23 protein-coding genes are annotated in these 23,836 nt (G+C 69.2%); 12 read left to right on the forward strand and 11 right to left on the reverse strand.

Features of this window, described 5'->3' with window-relative positions:
* Positions 1-3: 3 nt before the first annotated feature.
* Positions 4-3,240: a fused isobutyryl-CoA mutase/GTPase IcmF gene (gene icmF / locus ACFW0G_RS24360; RefSeq protein ID WP_378327677.1), complete on the reverse strand. Its 3,237-nt coding sequence runs from the start codon at positions 3,238-3,240 to the stop codon at positions 4-6.
* A gap of 143 nt (positions 3,241-3,383) precedes the next feature.
* Between icmF and ACFW0G_RS24365 the strand changes: the two genes are divergently transcribed.
* The 4 genes from ACFW0G_RS24365 to ACFW0G_RS24380 all read left to right on the forward strand — a co-directional run bounded on the left by ACFW0G_RS24365 (position 3,384) and on the right by ACFW0G_RS24380 (position 5,482).
* On the forward strand, positions 3,384-3,731 hold the full coding sequence (locus ACFW0G_RS24365) for an ArsR/SmtB family transcription factor (RefSeq protein WP_378327678.1): 348 nt from the start codon (positions 3,384-3,386) through the stop codon (positions 3,729-3,731).
* Positions 3,724-4,158 (forward strand): SRPBCC domain-containing protein, encoded by a 435-nt coding sequence (locus ACFW0G_RS24370; RefSeq protein ID WP_378327679.1) that lies wholly within the window; start codon positions 3,724-3,726, stop codon positions 4,156-4,158. The genes ACFW0G_RS24365 and ACFW0G_RS24370 overlap by 8 nt, the downstream gene beginning before the upstream one ends.
* A gap of 10 nt (positions 4,159-4,168) precedes the next feature.
* Positions 4,169-4,813 (forward strand): DUF899 domain-containing protein, encoded by a 645-nt coding sequence (locus ACFW0G_RS24375; protein ID WP_378327680.1) that lies wholly within the window; start codon positions 4,169-4,171, stop codon positions 4,811-4,813.
* A 99-nt stretch (positions 4,814-4,912) separates the two neighbouring features.
* A complete protein-coding gene (locus ACFW0G_RS24380; RefSeq protein ID WP_378327681.1) occupies positions 4,913-5,482 on the forward strand; it encodes a dihydrofolate reductase family protein in 570 nt (189 codons plus the stop codon).
* Positions 5,483-5,564: 82 nt separating this feature from the next.
* On the opposite strand, the gene ACFW0G_RS24385 is transcribed toward ACFW0G_RS24380, so the two are convergent.
* Together ACFW0G_RS24385 and ACFW0G_RS24390 are read right to left on the reverse strand one after the other, a co-directional pair.
* A complete protein-coding gene (locus ACFW0G_RS24385) occupies positions 5,565-6,494 on the reverse strand; it encodes an NADP-dependent oxidoreductase (protein ID WP_378327682.1) in 930 nt (309 codons plus the stop codon).
* A 59-nt stretch (positions 6,495-6,553) separates the two neighbouring features.
* Entirely contained in the window at positions 6,554-7,276 is a 723-nt protein-coding gene (locus ACFW0G_RS24390; protein WP_378327683.1) for an alpha/beta fold hydrolase, read from the reverse strand.
* A gap of 89 nt (positions 7,277-7,365) precedes the next feature.
* Between ACFW0G_RS24390 and ACFW0G_RS24395 the strand changes: the two genes are divergently transcribed.
* Positions 7,366-7,935, forward strand: coding sequence for a TetR/AcrR family transcriptional regulator (locus ACFW0G_RS24395; protein WP_378327684.1), 570 nt, complete (start codon positions 7,366-7,368; stop codon positions 7,933-7,935).
* Between the two features lie 52 nt (positions 7,936-7,987).
* Here ACFW0G_RS24395 and ACFW0G_RS24400 read toward each other — a convergent pair whose 3' ends face one another.
* Positions 7,988-8,620 carry a TetR/AcrR family transcriptional regulator gene (locus tag ACFW0G_RS24400; protein ID WP_378327685.1) on the reverse strand — a complete coding sequence of 211 codons (633 nt, stop codon included), beginning with the start codon at positions 8,618-8,620 and terminating at the stop codon, positions 7,988-7,990.
* 92 nt (positions 8,621-8,712) lie between these two features.
* The gene (locus ACFW0G_RS24405; protein ID WP_378327686.1) at positions 8,713-9,963 is read right to left on the reverse strand and encodes an FAD-dependent monooxygenase; all 1,251 of its coding nucleotides are present in this window, start codon (positions 9,961-9,963) and stop codon (positions 8,713-8,715) included.
* A 174-nt stretch (positions 9,964-10,137) separates the two neighbouring features.
* Between ACFW0G_RS24405 and ACFW0G_RS24410 the strand changes: the two genes are divergently transcribed.
* The 3 genes from ACFW0G_RS24410 to ACFW0G_RS24420 all read left to right on the forward strand — a co-directional run bounded on the left by ACFW0G_RS24410 (position 10,138) and on the right by ACFW0G_RS24420 (position 12,338).
* Complete coding sequence (locus ACFW0G_RS24410) at positions 10,138-11,355, forward strand: cytochrome P450 (protein WP_378327687.1); 1,218 nt, start codon at positions 10,138-10,140, stop codon at positions 11,353-11,355.
* 118 nt (positions 11,356-11,473) lie between these two features.
* On the forward strand, positions 11,474-11,974 hold the full coding sequence (locus ACFW0G_RS24415; protein WP_378327688.1) for a TetR/AcrR family transcriptional regulator: 501 nt from the start codon (positions 11,474-11,476) through the stop codon (positions 11,972-11,974).
* Between the two features lie 13 nt (positions 11,975-11,987).
* Positions 11,988-12,338: a hypothetical protein gene (locus ACFW0G_RS24420; RefSeq protein ID WP_378327689.1), complete on the forward strand. Its 351-nt coding sequence runs from the start codon at positions 11,988-11,990 to the stop codon at positions 12,336-12,338.
* 64 nt (positions 12,339-12,402) lie between these two features.
* On the opposite strand, the gene ACFW0G_RS24425 is transcribed toward ACFW0G_RS24420, so the two are convergent.
* Positions 12,403-13,011: a TetR/AcrR family transcriptional regulator gene (locus ACFW0G_RS24425; protein ID WP_378327690.1), complete on the reverse strand. Its 609-nt coding sequence runs from the start codon at positions 13,009-13,011 to the stop codon at positions 12,403-12,405.
* Between ACFW0G_RS24425 and ACFW0G_RS24430 the strand changes: the two genes are divergently transcribed.
* Complete coding sequence (locus ACFW0G_RS24430) at positions 13,010-13,291, forward strand: hypothetical protein (protein WP_378327691.1); 282 nt, start codon at positions 13,010-13,012, stop codon at positions 13,289-13,291. The two genes, ACFW0G_RS24425 and ACFW0G_RS24430, sit on opposite strands and share 2 nt — an antisense overlap.
* On the opposite strand, the gene ACFW0G_RS24435 is transcribed toward ACFW0G_RS24430, so the two are convergent.
* The 4 genes from ACFW0G_RS24435 to ACFW0G_RS24450 are packed head-to-tail and all read right to left on the reverse strand — an operon-like array spanning position 13,230 to position 18,594.
* Complete coding sequence (locus tag ACFW0G_RS24435; RefSeq protein ID WP_378327692.1) at positions 13,230-13,793, reverse strand: ATP/GTP-binding protein; 564 nt, start codon at positions 13,791-13,793, stop codon at positions 13,230-13,232. The two genes, ACFW0G_RS24430 and ACFW0G_RS24435, sit on opposite strands and share 62 nt — an antisense overlap.
* A 28-nt stretch (positions 13,794-13,821) precedes the next feature.
* Positions 13,822-14,535, reverse strand: coding sequence for a DUF742 domain-containing protein (locus ACFW0G_RS24440; protein ID WP_378327693.1), 714 nt, complete (start codon positions 14,533-14,535; stop codon positions 13,822-13,824).
* Between the two features lie 7 nt (positions 14,536-14,542).
* The gene (locus ACFW0G_RS24445) at positions 14,543-14,995 is read right to left on the reverse strand and encodes a roadblock/LC7 domain-containing protein (RefSeq protein WP_345387883.1); all 453 of its coding nucleotides are present in this window, start codon (positions 14,993-14,995) and stop codon (positions 14,543-14,545) included.
* On the reverse strand, positions 14,992-18,594 hold the full coding sequence (locus ACFW0G_RS24450; protein ID WP_378327694.1) for a nitrate- and nitrite sensing domain-containing protein: 3,603 nt from the start codon (positions 18,592-18,594) through the stop codon (positions 14,992-14,994). The genes ACFW0G_RS24445 and ACFW0G_RS24450 overlap by 4 nt, the downstream gene beginning before the upstream one ends.
* A gap of 975 nt (positions 18,595-19,569) precedes the next feature.
* On the opposite strand from ACFW0G_RS24450, the gene ACFW0G_RS24455 reads away from it, so the two are divergent.
* Together ACFW0G_RS24455 and ACFW0G_RS24460 are read left to right on the forward strand one after the other, a co-directional pair.
* On the forward strand, positions 19,570-20,019 hold the full coding sequence (locus ACFW0G_RS24455) for a DUF485 domain-containing protein (RefSeq protein ID WP_378327695.1): 450 nt from the start codon (positions 19,570-19,572) through the stop codon (positions 20,017-20,019).
* Entirely contained in the window at positions 20,016-21,608 is a 1,593-nt protein-coding gene (locus ACFW0G_RS24460) for a cation acetate symporter (protein WP_378327696.1), read from the forward strand. Before ACFW0G_RS24455 ends, ACFW0G_RS24460 begins: the two co-directional genes overlap by 4 nt.
* A 4-nt stretch (positions 21,609-21,612) precedes the next feature.
* Here the strand turns inward: ACFW0G_RS24460 and ACFW0G_RS24465 are convergent, their stop codons facing one another.
* Complete coding sequence (locus ACFW0G_RS24465) at positions 21,613-22,179, reverse strand: TetR/AcrR family transcriptional regulator (protein WP_378327697.1); 567 nt, start codon at positions 22,177-22,179, stop codon at positions 21,613-21,615.
* A gap of 138 nt (positions 22,180-22,317) precedes the next feature.
* Here ACFW0G_RS24465 and ACFW0G_RS24470 point away from each other — a divergent pair, with 138 nt between their 5' ends.
* The gene (locus tag ACFW0G_RS24470) at positions 22,318-23,760 is read left to right on the forward strand and encodes an MFS transporter (protein ID WP_378327698.1); all 1,443 of its coding nucleotides are present in this window, start codon (positions 22,318-22,320) and stop codon (positions 23,758-23,760) included.
* Positions 23,761-23,836 lie beyond the last annotated feature (76 nt).

The raw sequence follows: 23,836 nt of genomic DNA on the forward strand, positions 1-23,836 counted from the left end.
GCGTCAGACGTTGCGGCGGTACTGCCCGCCGACCTCGAAGAACGCTTCGGTGATCTGACCCAGCGAGCACACCCGCGCGGCATCCATCAGTACCCCGAACAGGTTACCGCCGCGGGTGGCCGCCTCGCGCAGCGCCTTCAGCGCCTGCTGGGCCTCCTCGCGGTGCCTGCCCTGGAAATCGTCCAAACGCGACAGTTGCGAGCGCTTCTCGTCCTCGGTCGCCCGTGCCAGTTCGACCTCGACGTCGTCCTCGCCCTCGTGCGGGTTGCGGAACGTGTTGACGCCGATGATCGGCAATGAGCCGTCGTGCTTCTTGCGCTCGTAGAGGATCGATTCGTCCTGGATCTTGCCGCGCTGGTAACCGGTTTCCATCGCGCCGAGCACGCCGCCGCGTTCGGAGATCCGGTCGAACTCCAGCAGCACGGCCTCCTCGACGAGGTCGGTCAGCTCGTCGATGATGAACGAGCCCTGCAGCGGGTTCTCGTTCTTCGACAGGCCCCATTCCTTGTTGATGATCATCTGGATGGCCATCGCGCGCCGGACCGACGACTCCGATGGCGTCGTGATCGCTTCGTCGAAAGCGTTGGTGTGCAAGGAGTTCGCGTTGTCGTAGAGGGCACACAGGGCCTGCAGCGTGGTGCGGATGTCGTTGAAGCTCATCTCCTGCGCGTGCAGCGAGCGCCCGGAGGTCTGTACGTGGTACTTGAGCTTCTGCGAGCGCTCGTTCGCGCCGTACCGCTCCCGCATCGCCACGGCCCAGATCCGCCGCGCGACCCGGCCCAGCACCGAGTATTCGGCGTCCATCCCGTTGGAGAAGAAGAACGACAGGTTCGGCGCGAAGTCGTCGATGTCCATCCCTCGCGCGAGATACGACTCGACGTAGGTGAAGCCGTTGGACAGCGTGAACGCCAGCTGCGAGATCGGGTTCGCCCCGGCCTCGGCGATGTGATAGCCCGAGATCGACACCGAGTAGAAGTTGCGCACCCCGTGCTCGATGAACCACTCCTGGATGTCGGCCATCATCCGCAGGGAGAACTCGGTGGAGAAGATGCAGGTGTTCTGGCCCTGGTCCTCCTTGAGGATGTCGGCCTGCACGGTGCCGCGCACGTTGCGCAGCGCCCACTCCCGCAGTTCCGCGGCCTCCTCGGCGTTCGGCTCGCGGCCGTGCTCGGCACGGAACGCCTCGACCCGCTGGTCGATCGCGGTGTTGAGGAAGAACGCCAGGATCGTCGGCGCCGGGCCGTTGATCGTCATCGACACCGAGGTGTTCGGCGCGGTCAGGTCGAACCCGTCGTAGAGCGCCTTCATGTCCTCCAGCGTCGCGATGGACACGCCCGAGGTGCCGACCTTGCCGTAGATGTCGGGCCGGGTGTGCGGGTCGTGCCCGTACAACGTGACCGAGTCGAACGCCGTTGAGAGCCGCTTCGCCTCGGAATCCGACGAAAGCAGCTTGAACCGCTGGTTCGTGCGGAACGCGTCGCCCTCGCCCGCGAACATCCGCGCCGGGTCCTCGCCGTCCCGCTTGAACGGGAAAACGCCCGCGGTGTAAGGGAAGTAACCCGGCAGGTGCTCCCGGCGCAGGAACGAGAGCAGCTCGCCGGGGTCGGTGTAGCGAGGGAGCGCGACACGCGGGATCCTGTTGCCGGACAACGTATCCCGCCACAGCGCGGTACGCAGCTCCTTGTCCCGGATCTTCACCACGAACTCGTCTTCGCGGTAGGCCTTGGCCAGCTCGCGGAAGCGGGCGAGCAGGTTTGTCGACTCACCGTCCACATCGGACTCCGCGGCGGCGAGCAGCCCGTCGAGCGCGTCGGTCGAGGCGTCGGCGCCCAGCAGCGCCTCCCGCGCCGCGGCGAGGTGATCCCGCTTGCGCAGCGCGGCGACCTGTTCTTCGGTCTTCGCGTGGTAGCCGCGGACGGTCTCGGCGATCTCGGCCAGGTACCGCGCGCGGTTCCCGGGGATGACCGTGCTGGCGTCCGTGGACACCTTGCCCTCGACCTTCGGGAGCACCCCGGCGGACACCGAAAGCCCGCGCTCGGCGAGCGAGTCGCGCAGATGCTGGTAGAGCGCGGTGACGCCGTCGTCGTTGAACTTCGCCGCACTGGTCCCGAAAACCGGCATGTCAGCGGGGTCGGAGTGGAACGCTTCCCGGTTGCGGACGAGCTGACGCGCGACGTCGCGGCGCGCGTCCTCGGCTCCCCGGCGCTCGAACTTGTTGATCGCGACGACGTCGGCGAAGTCGAGCATGTCGATCTTCTCCAGCTGCGACGCAGCACCGAACTCCGGCGTCATCACGTACAGCGATTCGTCCACGTAGTCGACGATCCCGGCGTCGCCCTGGCCGATACCCGGCGTCTCGACGATCACCAGGTCGTATCCGGCGGCCTTGCACGCCAGGACGGATTCGCTCAGCCCGGCGGGAATCTCGCCGCTGCTGCCCCGCGTGGCCAGCGAACGGAAATACACCGGCGAGCCATCGAGGCAGTTCATCCGGATCCGGTCGCCGAGCAGCGCGCCCCCGCCGCGGCGGCGCGTCGGGTCGACCGCGAGGACCGCGATCCGCAGCTTGTCCTCCTGGTCGAGCCGGAAGCGGCGGATCAGCTCGTCGGTGAGCGAGGACTTGCCGGAACCGCCGGTGCCGGTGATGCCGAGGACGGGGGCCGTGCGCTTCTTCGCCGTCTCGGTGATCGCGTCCAGCCAGTCCGGGGCCAGCGTCCCGGCCTGCAGCTGGGTGAGTACGCGGGCGAGCGAAGGCATGTCACCGGAGAGGAACTCGTCGATCGAGGACGGCGGCCGCGCGGCCAGGTCGACGTCACAGGCCTCGATCATCGTGTTGATCATGCCCGGCAGGCCGAGGCGGTAGCCGTCCTCCGGCGAGAAGATCCGCGCGACACCGCGCGAGTGCAGCAGCTCGATCTCGGCGGGGACGATGACGCCTCCCCCACCCCCGAAAACCTTGATGTGCCCCGCGCCGCGCTCGGCGAGCAACTCCACCAGGTAGGAGAAGTACTCGACGTGCCCGCCCTGGTAGGCGGAGATGGCGACACCCTGTACGTCCTCGGCGATGGCGGCGGTGGCCACCTCGTCGACCGAGCGGTTGTGCCCGAGGTGCACCACCTCCGCGCCCTGCGACTGCAGGATCCGCCGCATGATGTTGATCGACGCGTCGTGCCCGTCGAACAGGCTCGACGCGGTGACGAACCGGACGGGGTTCGCGGGGCGGTACAGGTCGCTGCTCATCCCTCCAAAATACTTGGACTTCCTACTATTGGAAACCCTAGAGGCCGTGACCCGGCTCTCATGGGATGACACGACGGGTTGACAAGTCCCAGCTCGCGGCTATATTCAACCCATAGGTTAATTAACCGATCGATTGAGACCTCATGTCCACTGATCAGCTCAGCGCCACCTTCGCCGCGCTCGCCGACCCGACCCGGCGCGCCATCCTCGCGCGGCTCTCCGCGGGCGAGGCGACGGTCAACGAACTGGCCGCGCCGTTCGAGGTGAGCCTCCAGGCGGTGTCGAAACACCTCAAGGTGCTGGAAAACGCCGGGCTCATCAGCCGCGGGCGCACCCGGCAGTGGCGCCCGTGCCGGCTGGAGGCGGCGCCGCTCGCCGACGTCGCGGACTGGGTCGGCCACTACCGGCGGTTCTGGGAAGGCTCGTTCGACCAGCTCGACGAGCACCTGCGCCGGCTCCGCGAAGCACAGGAAGGAAACCGGGATGCCTGACCACGAACTGACCATCACCCGGGTGTTCGACGCGCCGCGGGAGCTGGTGTTCGCCGCCTGGACCGACCCCGACCAGCTCGCCGCGTGGCTCGGCCCGAAGGGTTACACCGCCCCGGCGGTCACGCTCGATCCGCGTCCCGAGGGCGCCTGGCGTGCCTGCATCCGCGACGAGGCGGGCGACGACGAGCACTGGATGCACGGCACCTACCGGGAGATCTCCGCGCCGGAGCGGCTGGTGTTCACCTTCACCTGGGACACCGAAGGCGACATGCGCGAACAGACCCTGGTCACCATCCACTTCGCCGATCTCGGCGGCAAGACCGAGATGACGTTCCACCAGACCGGCTTCCCGACCGTCGCCGAGCGCGACGGCCACCACGGCGGCTGGTCGGAAGCGTTCGACGACCTCGTGCACCACCTGACGTGAAGGAGAAATCATGACGCTGCCGAAGATCGTCTCGCCCGAGGAGTGGCAGACGGCCCGAGACACCTTGCTGGTCAAGGAAAAGGAGCTCACCAAGGCGCAGGACGCGCTGGCCGCCGAGCGGCGCGGGCTGCCGATGGTGCGCTTCGACGCGAAGTACGAGTTCGACACACCGGCCGGGCCGAAGAGCCTGCTCGACCTGTTCGAGGGACGCCGTCAGCTGATCGTGTACCACTTCATGCTGCACCCCGGTGACGAGGTGGGCTGCCCCGGCTGTTCGCTGGTGGTCGACAACATCGGACACCTCGCGCATCTGCATGCCCGCGACGTCACCCTCACCGTCGTCGCGCCGGCGACGCTGGCGGAGATCGAGCGCTACAAGGCACGGATGGGCTGGACGGTCCCCTGGGTCTCCGCGCATGGCAGCGAGTTCACCGCCGACAGCGGTGTCGGCGGCGGCTTCGGGATCAGCGTGTTCCTGCGGGACGGCGACGACGTGTTCCGCACCTACTTCACCACCGGCCGCGGCGGCGATCAGCTGGTCGGCACCCTGCGCTATCTGGACCTCACCCCGTTCGGGCGGCAGGAGGACTGGGAGGAGAACAGCCCCGGCACGGACACGCCCAGCTCCTGGTGGCGCCGCCACAACGAGTACTGATCCCCGCCGCGAAAAAACTTCCGGTGAGGATGTCAAGGTCGCGCGGGGTGCTCCGACTATCCGGTGAAGGACCCCTTCACCGGAACCGAGGAGCACCCCATGCGCGAGATCGTCTACCTGGTCCACACCTCCCTCGACGGCTACGTCGAGGGCCCGGGCGGCGAGTTCGACTGGCCGGTCATGGGCCCGGAGCTGTCCGCCTACTCCCAGGCGCTGACCGGTCGCAGCGGCACGTTCGCCTACGGCCGCCGGGTGTGGGAGATGATGGCGGGGTACTGGCCCGAGGCCGAATCGCATTCGGACCACCCGCACGACCTGGCCTTCGCCCCGGTCTGGCGTGCGACCCCGAAGGTCGTCTTCTCCCGCACGCTGACCGAGGCCGGCTGGAACACCCGCGTCCTCGGCGGCGACCTCGGCGAGGAAACCGCCGCGCTGAAACGGGAACCGGGCAAGGACATCCTGCTCATGGGCGGCGCGGAACTGGCCACCGCGCTCACCGAGCGCGGCCTGATCGACGAGTACCTGATCGTCGTGCACCCCGTCGTGCTCGGCGGCGGGAAGCACGCCTTTCCCGGCCGCCCGGACAGGTTCGGCCTCGAACTCACGGAATCCCGCGTCTTCGACGGGAAGGCCGTCCTGCTGCGCTACCGGCGCGCGGTCACGCTGTGAGCTGAATCCGTGCCGGGCTGGGTGATGTCGCGAATGACCCATTGAGGACGTTCAATGTCGCCAATGTCCCATTCGCGACACGTCAGAGGGTGATCACGATCTTGCCGTGGACGTGACGTCCGGCTTGCAGTGTCACGGCGTCGCGGATCTTCTCGATCGGGAAACTGGCGGCGATCGGCACGGTGAGCTCGCCGGCGAGGATCGCGTCGGTGATCCGCTTCATGGCGTCCGGCTCCGCGTCGAAACCGCCGGTCGCGCGCACGCCGCCGGGAGGGGTGGGCCCCGCGGCGATGGTGGAGATCCGCTCGGGCGGCACGCCGAGCGCGAGCGCGGTCTCGGCCGTCTCGGTGCCGAACAGGTCGGTCGCCGCGGTCACGCCGTCGGGGGCGAGTGCCCGTACCCGATCAGTCAGTCCGGGGCCGTATGTCACGGGCTCGGCACCGAATTGGCGCAGGAACTCGAAAGTACTCTCCGCGGCGGTCCCGATCACCCGGGCGCCGGCGAGCTTCGCGAGCTGTACCACGAACACACCGACGCCGCCCGCGGCACCGCCGACCAGGACGGTGTCGCCCGCCCGTGGATCGATGGCCGCCAGCGCGGCGGCAGCGGTCATACCTGCCACCGGGAGCGTTGCCGCCACCTCGTCGCCGACGCCCTCCGGCGTCGGCCAAAGCGCGTCGGGCGCCGCAGTGGGCGTCTTGACCACCACGAAATCGGCGACGGCCCTGCTCAGCGCGCCGCCGTGGACACGGTCGCCCACAGCGAATCCCGTGGCGCCGGGCCCGGCCTCGTCGACGACCCCGGCGAAGTCGAAACCGAAGCCCGATGGCACGGTGATACCGAACTGGGCGGCCGCTTCGGGCCGCGCCGCGATACCCCAGTCCATGGGATTCAGACCGGCGGCCGTGACACGGACGCGGACCTCGCCGGGCCCGGCGTGCGGCTCCGGAATCTCTCGCAACTCCAACACTTCCGGGCCTCCGAACGTCTCATGGACAACGGCTCGGCTCATGGGGACCTCCAATGACACGGTGATAGGACCGTTCGCGGCACGATCCAATAAGGACTGTCCTATCGCAACGATGACCAGAACTCGACGAGGATCTCGGCGGCCTGTTTCGGCGCCTGGTACGGCCAGAAGTGACCCACGCCTTCGAGCAGCCGGAACCGCGCACCCAACGCGGCGGCCACCTCGCGTGCCTTGGCCTCGTCGGAGAACTCGTCGTCGGCCGGGTGCAGGATCAGGCCCGGCGCGCCGGTCGGGGTGAGCGGGCCCCAGTCGGCGTGCGCGGTCGACGTGACCGAGCGGTACAGCGACAGGATGGACGCGCCCATGGTCTCGGTGAAGCCTTCGGCCATTTCCCGTGCGTCCTCCTTCGACAGGCCCCACTGGGCGGCGGAACCGGCGAAGGCCTGGGGCTCCGTGGCGACCATGGCCGCGATCGCCGCCTCACCCTCGCCGGGCGTCCGCCAGGTCCGCGCAAGGGAGTGCCAGACGTAGCCGGGATGCAGGAAGCCGCCGACGTCGGCGACCCAGGAGCGCAGTGGCCGGGTCATCGCCAGCCGGTACACCAGCCCGGCGCCCCAGTCATGGCCGACCAGGTCGACGGTGTCGTACTGGTCGAGCTGCTCGGCGACCCAGTCGACGTACTCGTCCTTGGTCGAGGTGAACCCGTCCGGCAGCGAGCCGTCGAACCCCGGCAGGGTCAGCGCCACCGACTCGGCGCCGATCCCGGCCCGCACCTTGCGCCAGACCGCGGCTGTTTCCGGTACTCCGTGGAGAAAAACGATCATGGTACTTCGGGACCTCCGACACCACAGTGATGAGACTTGGTCCCATCACCATACACGAGTGACGGGACCAAGTGCCGTAAACTGGCCCCATGGCCCGCTGGCAACCCAACGCATCACAGCGACTCGTGGTCGCTGCCCTGGAACTGTTCGAGGAACGGGGTTACGAGAACACGACGGTGATCGAGATCGCCGAACGTGCCGGGCTCACCAAGAGCACCTTCTTCCGGCATTTCCCGGACAAGCGGGAAGTGCTCTTCGGCGGGGGCACGATGACCGGGCTGCTCGTCGACGGGATCGCCGCGGCGCCGGCCAGCGCCGGCCCGCTCGAAGCGGTGGCTCACGCTCTGGACGTGATCGGCAGGGAAGCCTTCCCACCCGATCGTCGTGAATTCGGCGCCCGGCGGCAGGCAGTGATCGCCGCCAACCCGGAACTGCGCGAACGCGAGGCACTCAAGGGAATCGGCCTCACCGCGTCGATGATCGACGCGCTCAAGCGCCGCGGCGTTCCCGTCCTGACCGCGCACGTGGCCGCCGAACTGGGCGCGCTCGCCTGGAAAATCGCCTACGAGCGCTGGTGCGACACGACCACCGACAAGGAGTTCGGCGAACTCGCGCGGCGAACACTCACCGAAGTGCGGACAGCCAGCGCCCTTTGCTGACGGCAGACTCCCGACAACACCTCGGCGACTCGCTTGCGCGGCGTTCGGGATCTCAGGCGGACGGCGCCTTGCGATGAGCGCCTGAGATGCCGCGTTCAACGGCGTCGAACGCCCGCTTCACGCGCCGACGGTGCGACACGGCGAGGTCGTCGAGATCCTCTCCTGCCAGCCGACGTCGTACCGTCTCGACGGCGACTGTCCGATACGCGGCGACGAGCAGGGCCGCGGCCAACGTGCTGTCGCCGTCGAAACTCGCGTCCGCGTCGAGCTCGGCGGCCAACTCCGTCTCGATTTCGTACCCGAACGCACGGAGCCGTGCGATCAACGCGGGCGAAGCCGCGATGGTCCGCATGATCGGTTCGAGATCCCCACCCAATCCCGAGAGCACGTGCCGCTCCTCGCCGAGCGCGAGGACCGCCCGGCGGAGCGCCCTGATGGCATCCACGTCGTTCGCCCGCTCGCGGATCGCGATCCGCACGATGTCGACGACGTCGGGAAGACGGTCGAGCAGGAGATCTTCCTTGCGCTCGAAGTGCGAGAACACCGTCACCTTCGACACCCCGGCGGCCGCGGCGACTTCCGCGATCGTGACTTCGTCGAAGCCTCGCTCCAGAAACAGCTCGCTCGCGATCTCGGCGATACGCGCCCGCGTCTTCGCCCCGCCTCGATCTCCGCGTTTTGGCATGGAAAACGGGCTCCTTCGCCGGACTGATTCTTTATCCAGTGTACTTATACAGTAAGCTTATCAAGTAAGTCATTTCGGACAAGCTGCCACTTCTAGCGGACACGAAGTTCCGGGCTTTCGGGGAGTTGCCAAGCGCCGCCCCGGTCTTCCGTCGAGAACCGCGCGACGAGGTCGGGAACACGCAGGAAGGTGGCGAATCCGGTGGCGGCGAGGAAAGCGTTGATCCCGAAGCGGCTCCGGGGCATGCCGAGGCGCAACAGGTGCGGTTTCACCGCGGCCTGGATCTCGTCGACGAACGGCCGGAGTGTCGTGTCGTAGTTCGCGAGCGCCCGCGACAGGTCAGCGGGGTGGCGGTTGATCTCGGCGGCCAGGACGTAGGCGCCGACCAGGCCGCCGGAAACCCCCATGCCGCTGTAGGGGGAGGCGCAGTGCGCGGCATCGCCGACCAGGGCGACACGTCCGCGCGACCAGGTGTCCGTACGAACCTGCACGACCTCCTGCGAATAGAAGTCCGGGGTCGTCTCCATGCCGTCGACGAACCGGCCGGTCTGCCATCCCGCGTCGCGGAACCGCCCGGCCCAGAACGCTTTCTGGCGCTCGACCGGCTCGCGATGGACGACCGACGCTTCCTCCGAGGTTTCCCGCAGCACGAAATACACCTGGGTCTCGTCCGGGTTGTGACTCCTGCGCATGATCATCCGGCCACCAGGGGCGATATAGGTGTCGCGGATGTTGCTGTCCGACGCGATGCGCGGAACGAACCAGTACGCCATGTGGATCCCCACCCGCCAGTACGGCTCCGGAGTCCCGGCAGGCAGGAGGGCCCGGCGGACACGCGACCCCTGTCCGTCGGCGCCGACCAGCAGGTCGAACTCGTCGGACGAGCCGTCGGAGCAGTGGGCGACGACCTTCTTCTCATCCTGCTCGAAGCGGTCCACGCTCGTCCCGAAGACGTAGTCGACGTCGTTCTTCGTCGCATCATGGAGAATGCGCACGAGGTCTCCCCGCATGATCTCGTACTCGGAGGTCAGCATCTGGCGCCCCTGGCCGGACGTGTTGGCCATGATCGTCGCCCGCGCCTTGCCCCGGGTGTCCACAAAGGCGACGCCGGCTTCGTCCACAAGCTTGCTCTTCACGACATCGAGAAGTCCCATGGCCTCGACCGCCTCGATGCCTTGACCACGGAGATCGACCTGGGCGCCGGTGGCCCGCAGCGCCGGGAAGCGCTCGGCGACCACGACCCGATGACCACCTCGCACCAGCCAGTAGGCCAATGCCTGTCCCGCGACACCAGCGCCGCAGACGAGGACCTTCAGGGAGCGCGTTCCGGATGTGGATGTCATGACACCGATTCCCCTTCTGTCAGCACCAGGAAGATGATCGAGCGACACCCGTCCCGGTCTCCCCGGTTCGACCTGGCGCACTGAATGCTTACTCGATAAGCTTACCAGGTAAGTTTACTGAGTCTCAGCAATGTGCTCCGGGAGACGCCCGGTCGCTGCTCGATGGGAGAACTGATGACGTCGCCGACCCCGCCGCGTCCGGTCACCATGTCGCGCGAGCGCTACGGCCCAGGACCCGAGCTTTCCGAACACGCACGCACGGGCAGGCCGGCCAGAACGGACACGCCGTTCGGGGTGTCCGCCTGGCTGGTCACCCGCCACGAGGATGTGCGTGCCGTACTCGGCGACGCCGACCGGTTCAGCAGCGCGGGTCTTGCCCGGCACGCGGATCCCGCCGCCTCGCGAACCGATGCCGCCGCGTCCGGACGACAGCAGTTCGCCGACGCGGCATCGTTCATGGTCGGTCAGGACCCGCCCGAGCACACCCGGCTACGCCGGCTGCTCACCCCGGAGTTCACGATGCGCCGCATGCGTGTGCTGGAGCCTCGGGTGCGGGCCGTTGTCGGCGAAGTTCTCGACGACATGCGGGACGCCGGCCCGCCGGCCGACCTCGTCGAGAGCTTCGCGCTGCCCATCCCCTCCCTGGTCATCTGCGAACTCCTGGGAGTTCCCTACTCCGACCGGGAGATGTTCCAACGTCTGTCGTCGGTTCAGCTTCGGCTCACCGCCTCACAGGACGAACGAACCGCGGCGTTCCTTGCTCTTCGTACTTACCTGAGCGATCTCGTCAACCGGCATCGCGGTGCTCCGGGTGACGACCTGATCGGCATGCTAATCCGCGAGCACGATGAGGACGTCAGTCACGACGAGCTGGTCGGTATCGCCCTTGTGCTGCTGATCGCGGGGCACGAGACCACGGCCAGCACCCTCGGCGCGGGCACCGCCCTGTTGCTCGAGCACCCCGGACAACTGGCCGCGATTCGCGACGAGCCCGAGCGTGTCGACGATGCCGTCGAAGAACTGCTCCGGTTTCTCACTCCGGTGCACTCTGGTCTTCCTCGAACCGTCATGGTGGACGCCACCGTCGGCGGGCAGGAAATGCGCACCGGCGATCTGGTCGTTCCGTCGCTCCCCATGGCCAACCGGGACCCGGGTCTTGCCGCCGCGCCAGACGACTTCGACATCTCACGGAAACCGGTCCCGCACGTGACTTTCGGACACGGCATCCACCACTGCATCGGCGCGCCACTGGCCAGGATGGAACTACGGATCGCGCTACCAGCGTTACTGCGACGCTTCCCCAGGCTCCGGCTCGATGGTGATCCGGCAGACATCCGCTTTCGCACCATGACAGCCGTGCACGGCGTCGAACGGCTCTCCGTCGCCTGGTGATCCACGGTGGCCGGATTTCCTCGGGATCGCCCGCCCGGCCGCGTCGTCTCCTGTGCGCCCGACTTTTGAGGAACGATCGTTCTTGACTGATCGTTCCTCAAAAGTCTATCGTCGTGGCATGGGCAGGCGAAGGGCGTTCGACGAGGACGAGGTGGTGCGCGCCGCCGTGGGGTTGTTCGGTGGCCGCGCGTACGACGGAGTGTCCATCGACGACCTCGTGACCCACCTCGGCGTGCACCGCAACAGCCTGTACAAGACGTTCGGCAGCAAGCGCGGCCTCTACCTGGTCGCCCTGCGCCGCCACCTCGCCGACGACGTCCGCCCCTTGACCGAAAAGCTCGCCGCGGCAACGGATGCCGCGACCGCGCTGCGGCTCATCACGTCAGCCGACCTCGGTCTGCTGCTGCTCGCGGCGGCCGAACGGGCACCGGCCGACGAGGAGGTGGCCGCCGAGGTGGCCGCGGCGCTGGCCGCCGCCGACCAGGCGATCGCCGACGCGCTCGGCATTTCCACCGCACTGGCCGCCGCCCTCACGGCCGCCGCACTGGGCATCCTCCTGCGCGGCAACCCCGACGGTGTCGGCACCGCGCTGACCCACCGCCTCGATCCGCTTAACTGACAAGGAAACAAACATGGCACTGGTCACCATCGACGGCGACGATCTCGTTGTCGTGATCGAGGGTCTCGACAAGCTCTGGGCCTTCAAGAGCAGCATGACCATCCCGCTGGCCAACGTCCGCGGCGCGACCGCGGACCCCGGCATCGCAGCCGATCCCCAGGGGATCCGTGCGCCGGGTGCCCACGTGCCCGGCGTGATCACGGCGGGCACGTTCCACCTCGACGGCGAAAAGGTCTTCTGGGACGTCAAAAACCCGTCGAAGGCCGTCGTGATCGAACTCGCCGACGAGCGCTACGCCCGCCTGGTCGTCCAAGTCGACGATCCCCGCGCGACCGTCGCGCTGGTCGAGAACGCCCTGCGCTGATCCTGAGTTGCGTTTCACACCAGCTCGCCGCCCGCGGGGCAGGCCGACGCGGGAACGCCCGGGGCTACTGGGCAGGTTCGTCAGCCTCGCATGGGCCGGGACCGATGCCTGTGATCGCCAATCCGAGTAAGTGCCGAACGTCTGCCGTGGCGTCCTGTTCTGCGAGTAGCGACATCGCGTTGACCAACGCCAGCGTGTCGGCCACAGTGACGTCCGCGCCGGCCGCTTGGGCGGCGCTCAGCAGGGAATCCGCCGCGGCGGCAAGGGTCTGGTGGCCGCAAACCTTTGTGGGGGCGTCGTCGTCCGACGGCGGCAGCAGGGTCATCACCAGCCCGCGGTTCGCCACCGTGTACTCCAGCGCCGCCCGAAGCCAGTGAAAGAGCGCCGGACCCGGTTCCTGCTCGGCCTTCAGCCGGTCGGCGACCGCGGCGACCGCCTCGGTGCGCTCTTGGAACACTGCCTCCGCCAGCTGGCGCCGGGAACGAAAGTGGCGGTGCAGCGTGGCTGATCCGACTCCAGCGTCCTTCGCGATCGCCTCGAGTGAGGCGTCGACGCCGTACCGCTGGAACGCGGTCTCGGCCGCCTGCACGATCTGCTCGCGACTGCGCCGGGCGTCGGCTCGCAGAGTTCTCATCGACAACTCCGGCTTGAAAAGTGGGTTGGCTGGCGTCATGGACCCCCAGCCGGACAGTTCCGATCTCGTGTACCGCATCCTGCACACGTTGACCCGCAACCACCTGCCCGGCGCCGAAAAAGCGGCCGAGCTGGAGCGGCTCACGGCGGAACTGGAACCCTTCGCCGTCGGCGAAGGGTTCCGCGAGCGCCACCTCGGTGAGCTGTGCGCGCAGCTGCACCGGACCATCGATTCCTACCGGCAGGCAGGAGCCAGGGTCAGCGAGCGTTGGCCGCCCGCAGCGCGATCCACTGCCGCATCGCGTACTCGACGAGCGTGATCAGCGTCTGCTTCGTCGACTCGCGATCCCGGGCGTCGCACCGCACGATCGGGATGTTCGGGTCGATCGACAGGGCCTCGCGCACGTCGTTGATGTCGTGCTCGAGGATGCCGTCGAACGTGTTGACCCCGACGATGTAGGGCAGCCCGCGGTCCTCGAAGAAGTCGATCGGGGCGAACGAGTCGGCCAGCCGCCGGGTGTCGGCGAGCACCACCGCGCCGATCGCGCCGCGGACCAGGTCGTCCCACATGAACCAGAACCGCTGCTGTCCCGGCGTGCCGAACAGGTAGAGGATCAGGTCCGCGTCCAGCGACACGCGGCCGAAGTCCATGGCCACGGTCGTCGTCGACTTGTTCGGGGTCTGGTCCAGATTGTCGATGCCGCGACTCGCGTCGGTCATCATCGCCTCGGTCGTGAGCGGAACGATTTCCGACACCGAACCGACGAACGTCGTCTTGCCCGCCCCGAAGCCGCCGGCCACCACGATCTTCGCCGAGGTCATGGTGGGAGGCGCGGTCTCCCGCGGAGCCTTATAGCCGACGGAGTCCACTCAAAACCCTTTCCATCAACACCAGATGTGCCTCGGCGCCGTCATTCCCGGATATCGTCCTGTGCACCGTGACCAGCCCCGCGTCCGCCGCGTCGCTGATCAGCACCCTGGCCACACCCAGTGGTACGCGCAGGGCCGCCGCGATCTCGGCGACCGAACGCGGGGTCCGGCACTCTTCCATGATCGAGATGTTCTCGATCCGATCCGCCGCCCCCTCGGGGAGGCCCCCCGAAACGGCGTAGTCCTTGGTGGAGATCAACGTCTCCAGCTCAAGAGCATAATTGGCCCTCGTCCGGCCACCGGTGAGGGCATAGGGCCGCACGATCGCCGTCTCCTCCGCCGGGCTCGGCGGATCGAACACGGCGGGCATCACGAACTCGCCGCTGGGCGGGCCCGGGTCGAACATGCCGCCCGGTCTCGGCCCATCGGCGTCGGTACTGCCCGGGGGAGAGACTAGTGAGGTCACGCGGTCTCCTTGCTCGGCAGGCGGCTGCCTGTTATCCCCCTCTTCCGCGGCCGCGTGTGCTCCGGCGGCCGGGGGTTGCGGGGACTCCTTGTTCTTCTTGCGTTTCCGCCGGGCACGGCCCGAGTCCAGGGTGAAGCCGTTGAGGACGTCGGCGAACGTGCCGTCGTCCCCGCCACCGGAAGCGTCGCGCGCTCCCGGCTCTTCGCCGTATCCGGACCCCGTGCTCATCGCGGTATCATCCCACCGGTTCGCCGATCAGCGACCCGCCCGCGCCCTGAAGTTGCGCGCGAAGTTCCGGGGTGAGGATCTGGCCGACCCGGTCGACCAGCATCGTCATCTCGTAGGCGACCTGCCCGATGTCGCAGTTCGGCGCCGCGAGGATCGCCAGGCACGAGCCGTCGCTGATCGACATCAGGATCATGATGCCGAGCTCCATCTCGACCACGGTCTCGTTGACCGCGCCCGCCTCGAAGCACCGCGCGGCGCCCTGGGTGAGGCTGACCAGGCCCGACGCCACCGCGGCGAGCTGGTCGGCGCGGTCGAGCGGCAGCCGGTTGGAGGCGGTCAGCAGCAGGCCGTCCGCCGAGACGACGACAGCGTGCGCCACGCCCGGTACCCGCTCGGCGAAGTCGTTGACGAGCCATCCGAACTGGTTCTGTTGCGGCTGCCCGGTACTCGGCGAGGTCATTCACCCTCCAGTGTTTCGTGGTTGCTTTCGGCGGCCCGCGCGTTGTGGTGCCGTCCGCGCTGGATGCCCTGCTGGAAGCTGCTCAGGCGACCGCGTACATCGTGCGCGTCGCGTTGTGGTCGGGGATTGGACCCTCCGGCGAGTGGTGCGACGCTACCCGGAAGCAGTTGCTCCCCGCGACGCCGCCGGGGCAATCCTGCCGAAGTGAACGCCGAAGGTGTCGACTGGGACACCGATTGCGCACTCCGCCAGCCCTCGTCCGAGCCGAACGACCACGCGGCGTCCGCGGTCCGGTCGGCCACCGCCGTCGCCGGGACCTCGGGCCGTGGCTGCTCCAGCGGCTCGACCAGCGGCGGCTGCGGTACCTCCGCCGCGGGCGTCTCGACGGGCTGCTGCACGGCAGGTGCCTCGGCTCCCGGCTGCGCCGCGGGCGTCCGAGAGGCCGGTGTCCGAGAGGCCGGTGTCTGGGCGGCCGGTGGCTGAGCGGCGGGTGCCGCGGCGGCGGGCTGGGCGGCGGGTGGCGGGGTGGCCGGACGGCGCCGGGACGGCAGCACCGACGGCGGCGTGGCGGGACGACCCGCGGGTGTGGTGCCCGGCGCGGCCTGCGCCGGCTGACCGGCGGCGGCCGGATTGGCCTGCTGCTCCGGCTGCTGCGGGGCGACGGGCTTTTCCGGGGCCGCGGCGGGCGCTTCCGGCACGGCCTGCTGGACCTCCAGCCGGCCGCGGTACACCCCCTGCTGGAAGCTGCTGAGCCTGCCGCGGACATCGGCCGGATCCCGGACCGGCAGCTCCGGCTTGGCCTCCGCGGCCGCCTCGGCCGGGGCGGGCGCCGCCGGGACGGCGCTGCCCGGCAACAGCCGCTCGCCACGACGGCGGCGTGGCAGCCCGGCCTGGGTGAACGACGTGGGCGTGGCCTGTGCCTGCGTCACCGCCTGCACGGTCCGCCAGTTCTCGTCGCTCGCGAAGTCCCAGCTGCGCCGTTCCTGCTCGGCGAGGTCCTGCTCGGCGGAATCCTTGCCGCCCTTGGCTTTCTCGGTGTCCTTTTCGGACCCGTCCGTTTCGGGCTCCTTCGCCGCGGGCTGCTGCTCGCCGTCCGCGGCCGGTTTCGCGGGCTCACGGAACCACGCCGAGAGCATCTCGTCGAAGATCGGCGTCGTCTCCGACCGCTTCGGTGCGGGTGCCGGGGCCGGGGCGGGCGGCGGGGCCGAGGTGGCCGCCTGCTGCCACCAGTCGGACAACGCGGTCCCGTTGGCGGAGAACAGGTCCTTCCCCGAAGGCAGCTCGGCGGGCTCCTCGGCCGCCTTCGGCTCCGGTTCGGGCTGACGCGGCGGAGGCGGCGCGGCCAGCGGCGCCGGCGGGGCGGCGGGGGGTTCGTCGCTGGGGATCGGGCTGAACAGCGCGGTGCCGGAGATCTCCAGATCCGAAGGCGGCCGGGCCACCTGCGGCGGCGTGTGCCCGTTGTTCGTGTGGCCGGCGAGGTCGCTCGCCGAGGGCCACCGGTTCTCCCCCGGCTGCGCCGGGACGTGCACCGCCGAGCCGTTGACCGGCAGCCGCCGCGGCAGCCCGCCGGTGGTCTGCGTGTTCTGCGTGGTCTGCATGGGCGGCCGGGTGATCGGCCCGGTCGCCGGGCCCGCGTCGGTCACCGTGACCAGCTCGGCGGGGACGACGACGGTCGCGCGCACGCCGACGATGTCCTTGCCGCCGTGCAGCGAGACGCCGATGCGGTGCCTGCTGGCCAGCCGGCCGACCACGAACAGGCCCATCCGGCGCGAGGTCGCCAGGTCCACCGACCCGGCCTCGGTCAGCCGGGCGTTCGCCTCGGCGACCTCGGCGGCGTTCATCCCGATGCCCTTGTCGAGGATGTCGATGTTGAGCGAACCGTCCTCGCCGAGCCTGGTCGCCACGGTCACCTGCGTGGCCGGGGCGGAGAACGCCGTCGCGTTGTCCAGCAGCTCCGCCACCAGCCGCATCAGGTCGCTGGCCGCGTAGCCCACGATCGTGGCCGACGGCGGCGGCTGCACGACGACACGCTGGTACTGCTCGATCTCCGACACCGCGGCACGCAGCATGTCGGTGGTGCCGACCGGCCTGCCGGAGCGGCGGCCCGGCTCGGCGCCGGAGAGCACCATGAGGTTCTCGTTGTTGCGCCGCATCCGGGTGGCGAGGTGGTCGAGCTGGAACAGCGTGGCGAGCTGGTCGGCGTCCTCCTCGTCCCGCTCGAGCTGTTCGATGAGCTGCAGCTGCCGCTGCACGAGGCTCTGGCTGCGCCGCGACAGGTTGACGAACACGCTGCCGTACCCGGTGCGCATCGCGGCCTGCTCGGTGGCCAGCCGCAGCGCCTGGTGGTGCACCTTGTCGAAGGCCCGGGCCACCTCGCCGATCTCGTCGTCGGCACCCACCGCGACCGGCTGGACCTCGGTGCTCTGCGCGCGGCCCTCCTGGATGTTGCGGACCGCGTCGGGCAGCTGGTTCTCGGCGACGTCGAGCGCGCTGCGGCGCAGCACCTTCAGCGAACGCAGCAGCTGGCGGGTGATGAGGAAGACGACCGCGACGGCGAGCACGAGCGCGCCGAACAACAGCACCGCGAGCAGCCCGGCGCCGCTGCTGGAGTCCTCGACCAGTTCCGCCGACGCGGCACCGACCTGGTCGCCCATCCGCTTGGCGACCTCGCCGAGCTTCCCGAGCATCGCCGAGGAGCTGTCGTTCCACTCGGCGGCGGCCATCCGCCGGAGTGCCTGGTCGCTCGCCACGCCCGTGGTCCCGCGTACCGCCTTGGCCAGCCGGTCGCGGGTCTGCACAGCGCTGCCCGACACTGTCCTGTCGAAGTCCGCGCGCTGCGCGTCGGTGGCCGCGGCGCGAAACGCCGCGAGCCGGTCGGCCAGCCGCAGCTCGGCCGTGTTGAGCTGATCGAGCGCGCTCGGCGCGAGACCCGCCCTGGCTATCCCGAAGGAGACCAGCGCCTGGCTGGTCGAGAGCTGGTCGCCGGCGACGGTCAGTTCGTGCAGCGCGTTCGGGGTCCCGCCCAGCGCGTCGTCGGTGGACCCGGCGGCCAGCGCGGTGTCCAGATCCATCAACGCGGCGGTCATCGTGGAGTACTCGGCGATCGCCTGGAGCGGTTCGAGCTGACCGGAAGCCGCCTGCTTCCGGACCGAGGCGAGCCGGTCGAGCTGGCCGGAAGCCGCCTTCGCGAGCCCGTCGACGCCCGGCGCGGCCTCCGCGGCCCGCCCCGCCGCGGCGGTGTACGGGCCGACCGCGGCGTCGACCTCGGCACGGGCGGCGGTCAGTTCCGGGGTGCCGCCCACGGTGCCCGCGGTCAGCGTCGCCGCGGTGACGGTGCGTTCGTGCTCGAGCCCGGTGGCCAGCGCGCGGACCTGCGAGCCGAGCGCGACGAGCCGGTCGATCCGCTGGTAGCCGCCCGAGCGGCCGACCTGGCTCGCGATCGTGGTGACACCCAGTACCAGCGCGATGATGATCGGCACCACGGTGACGGCCGCGAGCTTGACCGGCAGGCTCCAGTCCCGCCAGCGCACCAGCGCCTGCCAGGCCGACGCCCAGCGTGAACGCTGGGGCGGGCGGCCGAGCAGCTTGCCAACAGGCACTTGGCCTTCTCCTGCAACGGTCACGTAAGTGACTCCCTGTCCGGCGTCGTGGAGCCGCGGCGACGGCACCCGGTGCTTGCGGCGCGGTCCCCGGCCTTGCGGCGTGCCGCGCGATCACCCCGTGCGCACTGTAGGCCCGGGCGGCACACGGCGCGGCTCTCGTTCCCGGGCTGCCACCCGGTGCGCTCCACGTGCACTGCGCAACTTGCGTACTGCACGGTCGTCGAGATCAACTTTTCGGTGCCAATCGATCGCTGCGGTCAGCTGGGCCAAAGAATCGTACACCAATGGTGGCCCGGTCAATTCCGTTCCGTATATGGGTGCTGACCTGGGAAAATGCGTTCATCACCGGGTGCCCCGGACACGCATTCCGCCCCGCCGGGGGACAAACGGGTAATTCCGGTTACCGGACGCGTCGGGCTCGGGCACTCGGACGTCACCCGTTTAGCCCACGAAGGGTAGTCAGTTCCCCCTTCAGGTGTACTCAGCGTGCCCCCATCGGGTGGGTCAAGGGGTGAGATATGCCCGATGTTGTGGCCTTGCGCGAGTACGCCACACTGGGCGGTGATTTCTGACGGAATCCTAGCCACAGCCTGGGGATCTTCACCAAGGCACCCCTCGAGGAGCGCCACCACGGGCCCGAGAGGGTGACCCGGCTACCAACGGTCACCGGATCGCGGGCGCCCAGCCAGGCACTACTCCGTTCGCCGCATCGTCCGGAACTGCCCGCGACATCGCGTGACAACTGCGCTCACTATTCCGAGTGATTTGCCCGTGATCGTCCTGTCAACGGCGTTTACCGTTATTTTCCTCCGGCAGAACGAATACCCACCGTGGCCCTCGCCGAACGCCAGGTGCCTATTCCCGGTCACCGGGGCCATGACTACTATGCGAGCCTCGTAGTCCGGCCGGGCGAGTGAACCCACTCGGCGAGCGCGCCAGCCCCGCGGCGGACGCAAGTTGCCGGAGGCACCCATGCACAACGTCGCGCGTCCCGACGCGACGAGCAGCGCCCTCGAGGAGACCGGCCGCATCCCGGTCCTGTTCGCGGGCGAGCTGCCCAGTTCCGAGACCCCCGACCAGCCCCGCCGCGCGGCGCGGCCCGCCGGACCGGCGAAGCCGGACTACGACCGGATCCAGCACAGCCAGGAGTTCCGCTCGCTGCGCAGGCGGTTCCGGTGGTTCGCCTTCCCGATGAGCGTGGCCTTCTTCGTCTGGTATCTCACCTACGTCCTGCTCGCGGCGTATGCGCACGACTTCATGAGCACCAAGGTGTTCGGCCAGGTCAACGTCGGCATGCTGCTGGGCCTGGGGCAGTTCGTCAGCACCGCGCTGATCACCTGGCTGTACGTGCGGTTCGCCCGGCGCCGGCTCGACCCGATGGTCGCCGACATCCGTGAACGCGCGGAGGTGGATCCCCGATGACGTCGACGCTCGCCGCGGGGATCCCCGCGAACAACCCGGTCCTCAACACCCTGGTCTTCGCCCTGTTCGTCGCGATCACCCTGTTCGTCGTGTACCGGGCAAGCAGCCGCAACTCCTCGACCTCGGACTACTACGCGGCGGGAAGCGCTTTCACCGGGCGGCAGAACGGCATCGCGCTGTCCGGGGACTTCCTGTCCGCAGCGTCGTTCCTCGGCATCGCGGGCGCGATCGCGATCCACGGCTACGACGGGTTCCTCTACTCCATCGGCTTCCTCGTGGCCTGGCTGATCGACCTGCTGCTGATCGCCGAACTGCTGCGCAACACCGGCCGCTACACCGTCGGCGACGTGCTCAGCTTCCGGATGAAGCAACGCCCGGTCCGCGCCGCCGCCGCGACGTCCACTCTGGTCATCTCGCTCTTCTACATGCTCGCGCAGATGGCGGGCGCCGGCGGGCTGGTGGCGCTGCTGCTGAACATCCACGGCAAGTTCGGCCAGGCGCTGGTGATCGGTGGCGTCGGCCTGGTCATGGTGCTGTACGTGCTGGTCGGCGGTATGAAGGGCACCACGTGGGTGCAGATCATCAAGGCGACCATCCTGCTGCTCGCGGGCGCGCTGATCACCGTGTTCCTGTTCGGCAAGTTCGGGTTCAGCTTCTCCAACCTGCTCTCGGCCGCGGCGGAGAAGAGCCCGCTCGGCGAGAAGCTGTTCGAGCCGGGCGGCTCCTACGGTACGAGCGGTGTCACCAAACTCGACTTCGTCTCCCTCGCGCTCGCCCTCGTCCTCGGCCTGTCGTCGCTGCCCCACCTGCTGATGCGCTTCTACACGGTGCCCAACGCCCGCGAATCCCGCCGCTCGGTGGTGTGGGCGGTCGTCTGCATGCTCGTGTTCTATCTGTGCACGCTGGTGATCGGCTTCGGCGCGGCCGCGCTCGTCGGCACGGACGAGATCAAGGCGGCACCCGGCGGCGAGAACTCGGCCGCTCCCCTGCTCGCGCTGCACGTCGGCGGGACGCTCCTGCTCGGCGTCATCTCGGCGGTGGCGTTCGCGACGATCCTCGCCGTGGTCGCCGGGCTGACACTCACCGCGTCCGCGTCGTTCGCCCATGACGTGTACGCCAACATCTTCAAGCGCGGCAAGGCCGAACCACGCGACGAGGTCCGCGTCGCCCGGATCACCGCGATCGTGGTCGGTGTGCTCGCGATCCTCGGCGGCATCCTCGCCAACGGGCAGAACGTCGCGTTCCTCGTGGCACTCGCCTTCGCCGTCGCCGCCTCGACGAACCTCTCGACGCTGCTGTACACCCTGTTCTGGAAACGGTTCAACACCACGGGCACGTTGTGGGGCATCTACGGCGGGCTCATCGCCTGCCTGGTACTGGTGCTCTTCTCCCCCGTCGTCTCCGGCGACCCGGACTCGATCGTCAAGGGCATCGACTTCCACTGGTTCCCGCTGAAGAACCCGGGCCTGGTGTCGATCCCGTTCTCGTTCCTGTGCGGCTTCGTCGGCACACTGGTCGGCCGGTCGAAGGCCGACCCCGCCAAGCACGCCGAGATGGAGGTCCGGTCCCTGACCGGCATCGGCTCCTGACGCGCTAGCCTTTCCGGAGGCCGTCGAGCACGACGCCGAGCATGCGTTCGACGTCCTCCGGGGTGGCGTACTGGCTCACCGAGCCGACCCCGTGACACAGCCGCAGCACGTCGGTACCCGTGACGTCGTCACGGATCAACCCGGCCTCCTGCGCGGCCGACACCAGCGCACCCGAGGCCGCCTGGGTGCGGACGCGGCAGAGCGCGAACGTCTCCGACTCGTGGTCGAGCGCGGCCTTGAGCGCGACGGTCAGCCCCCGCCGCTCGGCGTAGTAGCGCACCTGGTTCCGCATCCACGCTTCGAGCGCCTCGCCAGGGGGTAGCTCTGCGAGCAGGTCGAACGCGTGCTGCGCCAGGGTCTCGACCTCGTCGCGGTAGACCGCTTCGAACAACTTCTCCCTGGTCGGGAAGTGCCGATACAACGTGCCCGCGCCCACGCCCGCCCGCTTCGCGATGTCGTCGAGCGGGACGTCGGTGCCCTCGGCCGCGAAGGCATCCCTGGCCGTCGCCAGGATGCGCTCGTAGTTGCGCCGCGCGTCCGCGCGCATCGGACGGGCCGCGTCCGCGGTCATCCGGCACCTCCTCGTCGACGAACCGGAGAGATTCTCCGAATTCACTTGCGGAACCGGAGAGCTTCTCCATATTATCACTCCGCAACCAAGCGGAGAAGTTCTCCGGTTACCTCTCGTTCCTGCACTGGGGAGTATTCCTTGACCGAGCACACCCTCACCACCGAGCCCGCGGCGAGCCGGCCCGCCCGCGCGCCGGTGCGCAGCGGGCTCGCACTGGCGATCATCCTGATCTGCCAGCTCATGCTCATCCTCGACGCGACGGTGATGAACGTCGCCATCCCCCGGATCCAGGCGGACCTGCGGTTCAGCCCGACCGGGGTGTCCTGGGTGATGACCTCCTACAGCCTGGTCTTCGGCGGGCTGCTCCTGCTCGGCGGCCGGGCGGGCGACCTGTTCGGCAGGCGCCGCATGTTCGTCCTCGGCACGGCCGTGTTCACGCTCGCCTCGCTCGCGGGCGGGCTGGCGGGTTCGGCCGAACTGCTCATCGCGGCCCGGATCGCGCAGGGCATCGGCGCCGCGATGGCGGGCCCGAACACCCTGGCCCTGATCACCACGACGTTCACCGAGGCCAGGGCCCGCATGCGCGCGCTGTCGCTGTTCTCCGCCATGGCCAGCGGCGGTTTCGCCATCGGCCTGTTGCTGGGCGGCCTGCTCACCGAGTGGATCTCGTGGCGCTCGGCGCTGTTCATCAACGTGCCGTTCGGGCTGGCGATCGTCCTGCTCGCGCCGCGGTTCGTGCCCGACCCCGAGCGACGGCACGCGCACCTCGACCTGCCGGGCGCGATCGCCGGGACCCTCGGCGTCAGCGCACTCGTCTTCGCCTTCACCCACGGCGGCTCGGACGGCTGGGACAACCCGGTCACCCTGGGTTCACTCGGTGCGGGCGTGGTGCTGCTGGCCGGGTTCCTGGTGCTGCAGGCCCGCGGCAGCCAGCCGCTGGTCCCGCTGCGGCTGTTCGCCGAACGCAACCGGGCCGCGGCCTACGCGAACTTCTTCCTCGGCCCGATGGCGATGATGTCGATGTTCTTCTTCCTCACCCAGTTCCTGCAGGACGTCCAGCACTTCGCCGCGCTGCAGACCGGGTTCGCGTTCCTGCCGATGGCGGCGATGGTGTTCGCGCTGAGCCGTTCGATCCCCCGGCTGCTCCCCCGCTTCGGCCCGAAGCCTCTCGCCATCACCGGCACCGTGCTGATGATCGCCGGGGCGGGCTGGCTCACCCAGCTCACGCCGTCGAGCGGCTACGTCGCGACGCTGCTCGGCCCCATGGTGCTCATGGGCGTCGGTGTCGGACTGGCGTTCTCCCCGATGAACGTGCTCGTCATGACCAGCGTGGCGACCGAGGACGCGGGTGCCGCGGGCGGCGTGCTGCAGACGATGCAGCAGGTCGGCGCGGCACTGGGGCTGAGCATCCTGATGACCGTGTCGGGCTCGGTCACCCGATCGGCCGCGGGCTCCGGCGTGCGGGGGCCGCAGCTCATGGTGGACGGGATGACCGCGGCGTTCCTCGGCGCGAGCCTGCTGGCCGGGCTGAGCTTCCTGGTGGCCCTCACCTTCCGCCGCCAGCACACCACGACTTCCTGACCCGGGGGTGCGAAATGCCGTTAAGGCCACCTTACGGGCGTCGGACGCCCGTAAGGTGGCCTTAACGGCACGGACG

Origin of the sequence: Amycolatopsis sp. NPDC058986 (genome assembly GCF_042741125.1) — a bacterium.
In the GTDB taxonomy this organism is placed as follows: domain Bacteria; phylum Actinomycetota; class Actinomycetes; order Mycobacteriales; family Pseudonocardiaceae; genus Amycolatopsis.

Bases quoted from the DNA above. Each gene is read 5' to 3' on its own strand.
- ACFW0G_RS24385 (WP_378327682.1), bottom strand. From the start codon at position 6,494: ATGAGCCGAGCCGTTGTCCATGAGACGTTCGGAGGCCCGGAAGTGTTG.
- ACFW0G_RS24425 (WP_378327690.1), bottom strand. From the start codon at position 13,011: ATGACGCCAGCCAACCCACTTTTCAAGCCGGAGTTGTCGATGAGAACT.
- ACFW0G_RS24410 (WP_378327687.1), top strand. From the start codon at position 10,138: ATGACGTCGCCGACCCCGCCGCGTCCGGTCACCATGTCGCGCGAGCGC.
- ACFW0G_RS24365 (WP_378327678.1), top strand. From the start codon at position 3,384: ATGTCCACTGATCAGCTCAGCGCCACCTTCGCCGCGCTCGCCGACCCG.
- ACFW0G_RS24420 (WP_378327689.1), top strand. From the start codon at position 11,988: ATGGCACTGGTCACCATCGACGGCGACGATCTCGTTGTCGTGATCGAG.
- ACFW0G_RS24370 (WP_378327679.1), top strand. From the start codon at position 3,724: ATGCCTGACCACGAACTGACCATCACCCGGGTGTTCGACGCGCCGCGG.
- ACFW0G_RS24390 (WP_378327683.1), bottom strand. From the start codon at position 7,276: ATGATCGTTTTTCTCCACGGAGTACCGGAAACAGCCGCGGTCTGGCGC.
- ACFW0G_RS24465 (WP_378327697.1), bottom strand. From the start codon at position 22,179: ATGACCGCGGACGCGGCCCGTCCGATGCGCGCGGACGCGCGGCGCAAC.
- ACFW0G_RS24405 (WP_378327686.1), bottom strand. From the start codon at position 9,963: ATGACATCCACATCCGGAACGCGCTCCCTGAAGGTCCTCGTCTGCGGC.
- ACFW0G_RS24380 (WP_378327681.1), top strand. From the start codon at position 4,913: ATGCGCGAGATCGTCTACCTGGTCCACACCTCCCTCGACGGCTACGTC.
- ACFW0G_RS24375 (WP_378327680.1), top strand. From the start codon at position 4,169: ATGACGCTGCCGAAGATCGTCTCGCCCGAGGAGTGGCAGACGGCCCGA.
- ACFW0G_RS24455 (WP_378327695.1), top strand. From the start codon at position 19,570: ATGCACAACGTCGCGCGTCCCGACGCGACGAGCAGCGCCCTCGAGGAG.
- ACFW0G_RS24460 (WP_378327696.1), top strand. From the start codon at position 20,016: ATGACGTCGACGCTCGCCGCGGGGATCCCCGCGAACAACCCGGTCCTC.
- ACFW0G_RS24415 (WP_378327688.1), top strand. From the start codon at position 11,474: ATGGGCAGGCGAAGGGCGTTCGACGAGGACGAGGTGGTGCGCGCCGCC.
- icmF (WP_378327677.1), bottom strand. From the start codon at position 3,240: ATGAGCAGCGACCTGTACCGCCCCGCGAACCCCGTCCGGTTCGTCACC.
- ACFW0G_RS24435 (WP_378327692.1), bottom strand. From the start codon at position 13,793: ATGACCTCGGCGAAGATCGTGGTGGCCGGCGGCTTCGGGGCGGGCAAG.
- ACFW0G_RS24440 (WP_378327693.1), bottom strand. From the start codon at position 14,535: ATGAGCACGGGGTCCGGATACGGCGAAGAGCCGGGAGCGCGCGACGCT.
- ACFW0G_RS24395 (WP_378327684.1), top strand. From the start codon at position 7,366: ATGGCCCGCTGGCAACCCAACGCATCACAGCGACTCGTGGTCGCTGCC.
- ACFW0G_RS24400 (WP_378327685.1), bottom strand. From the start codon at position 8,620: ATGCCAAAACGCGGAGATCGAGGCGGGGCGAAGACGCGGGCGCGTATC.
- ACFW0G_RS24445 (WP_345387883.1), bottom strand. From the start codon at position 14,995: ATGACCTCGCCGAGTACCGGGCAGCCGCAACAGAACCAGTTCGGATGG.
- ACFW0G_RS24430 (WP_378327691.1), top strand. From the start codon at position 13,010: ATGGACCCCCAGCCGGACAGTTCCGATCTCGTGTACCGCATCCTGCAC.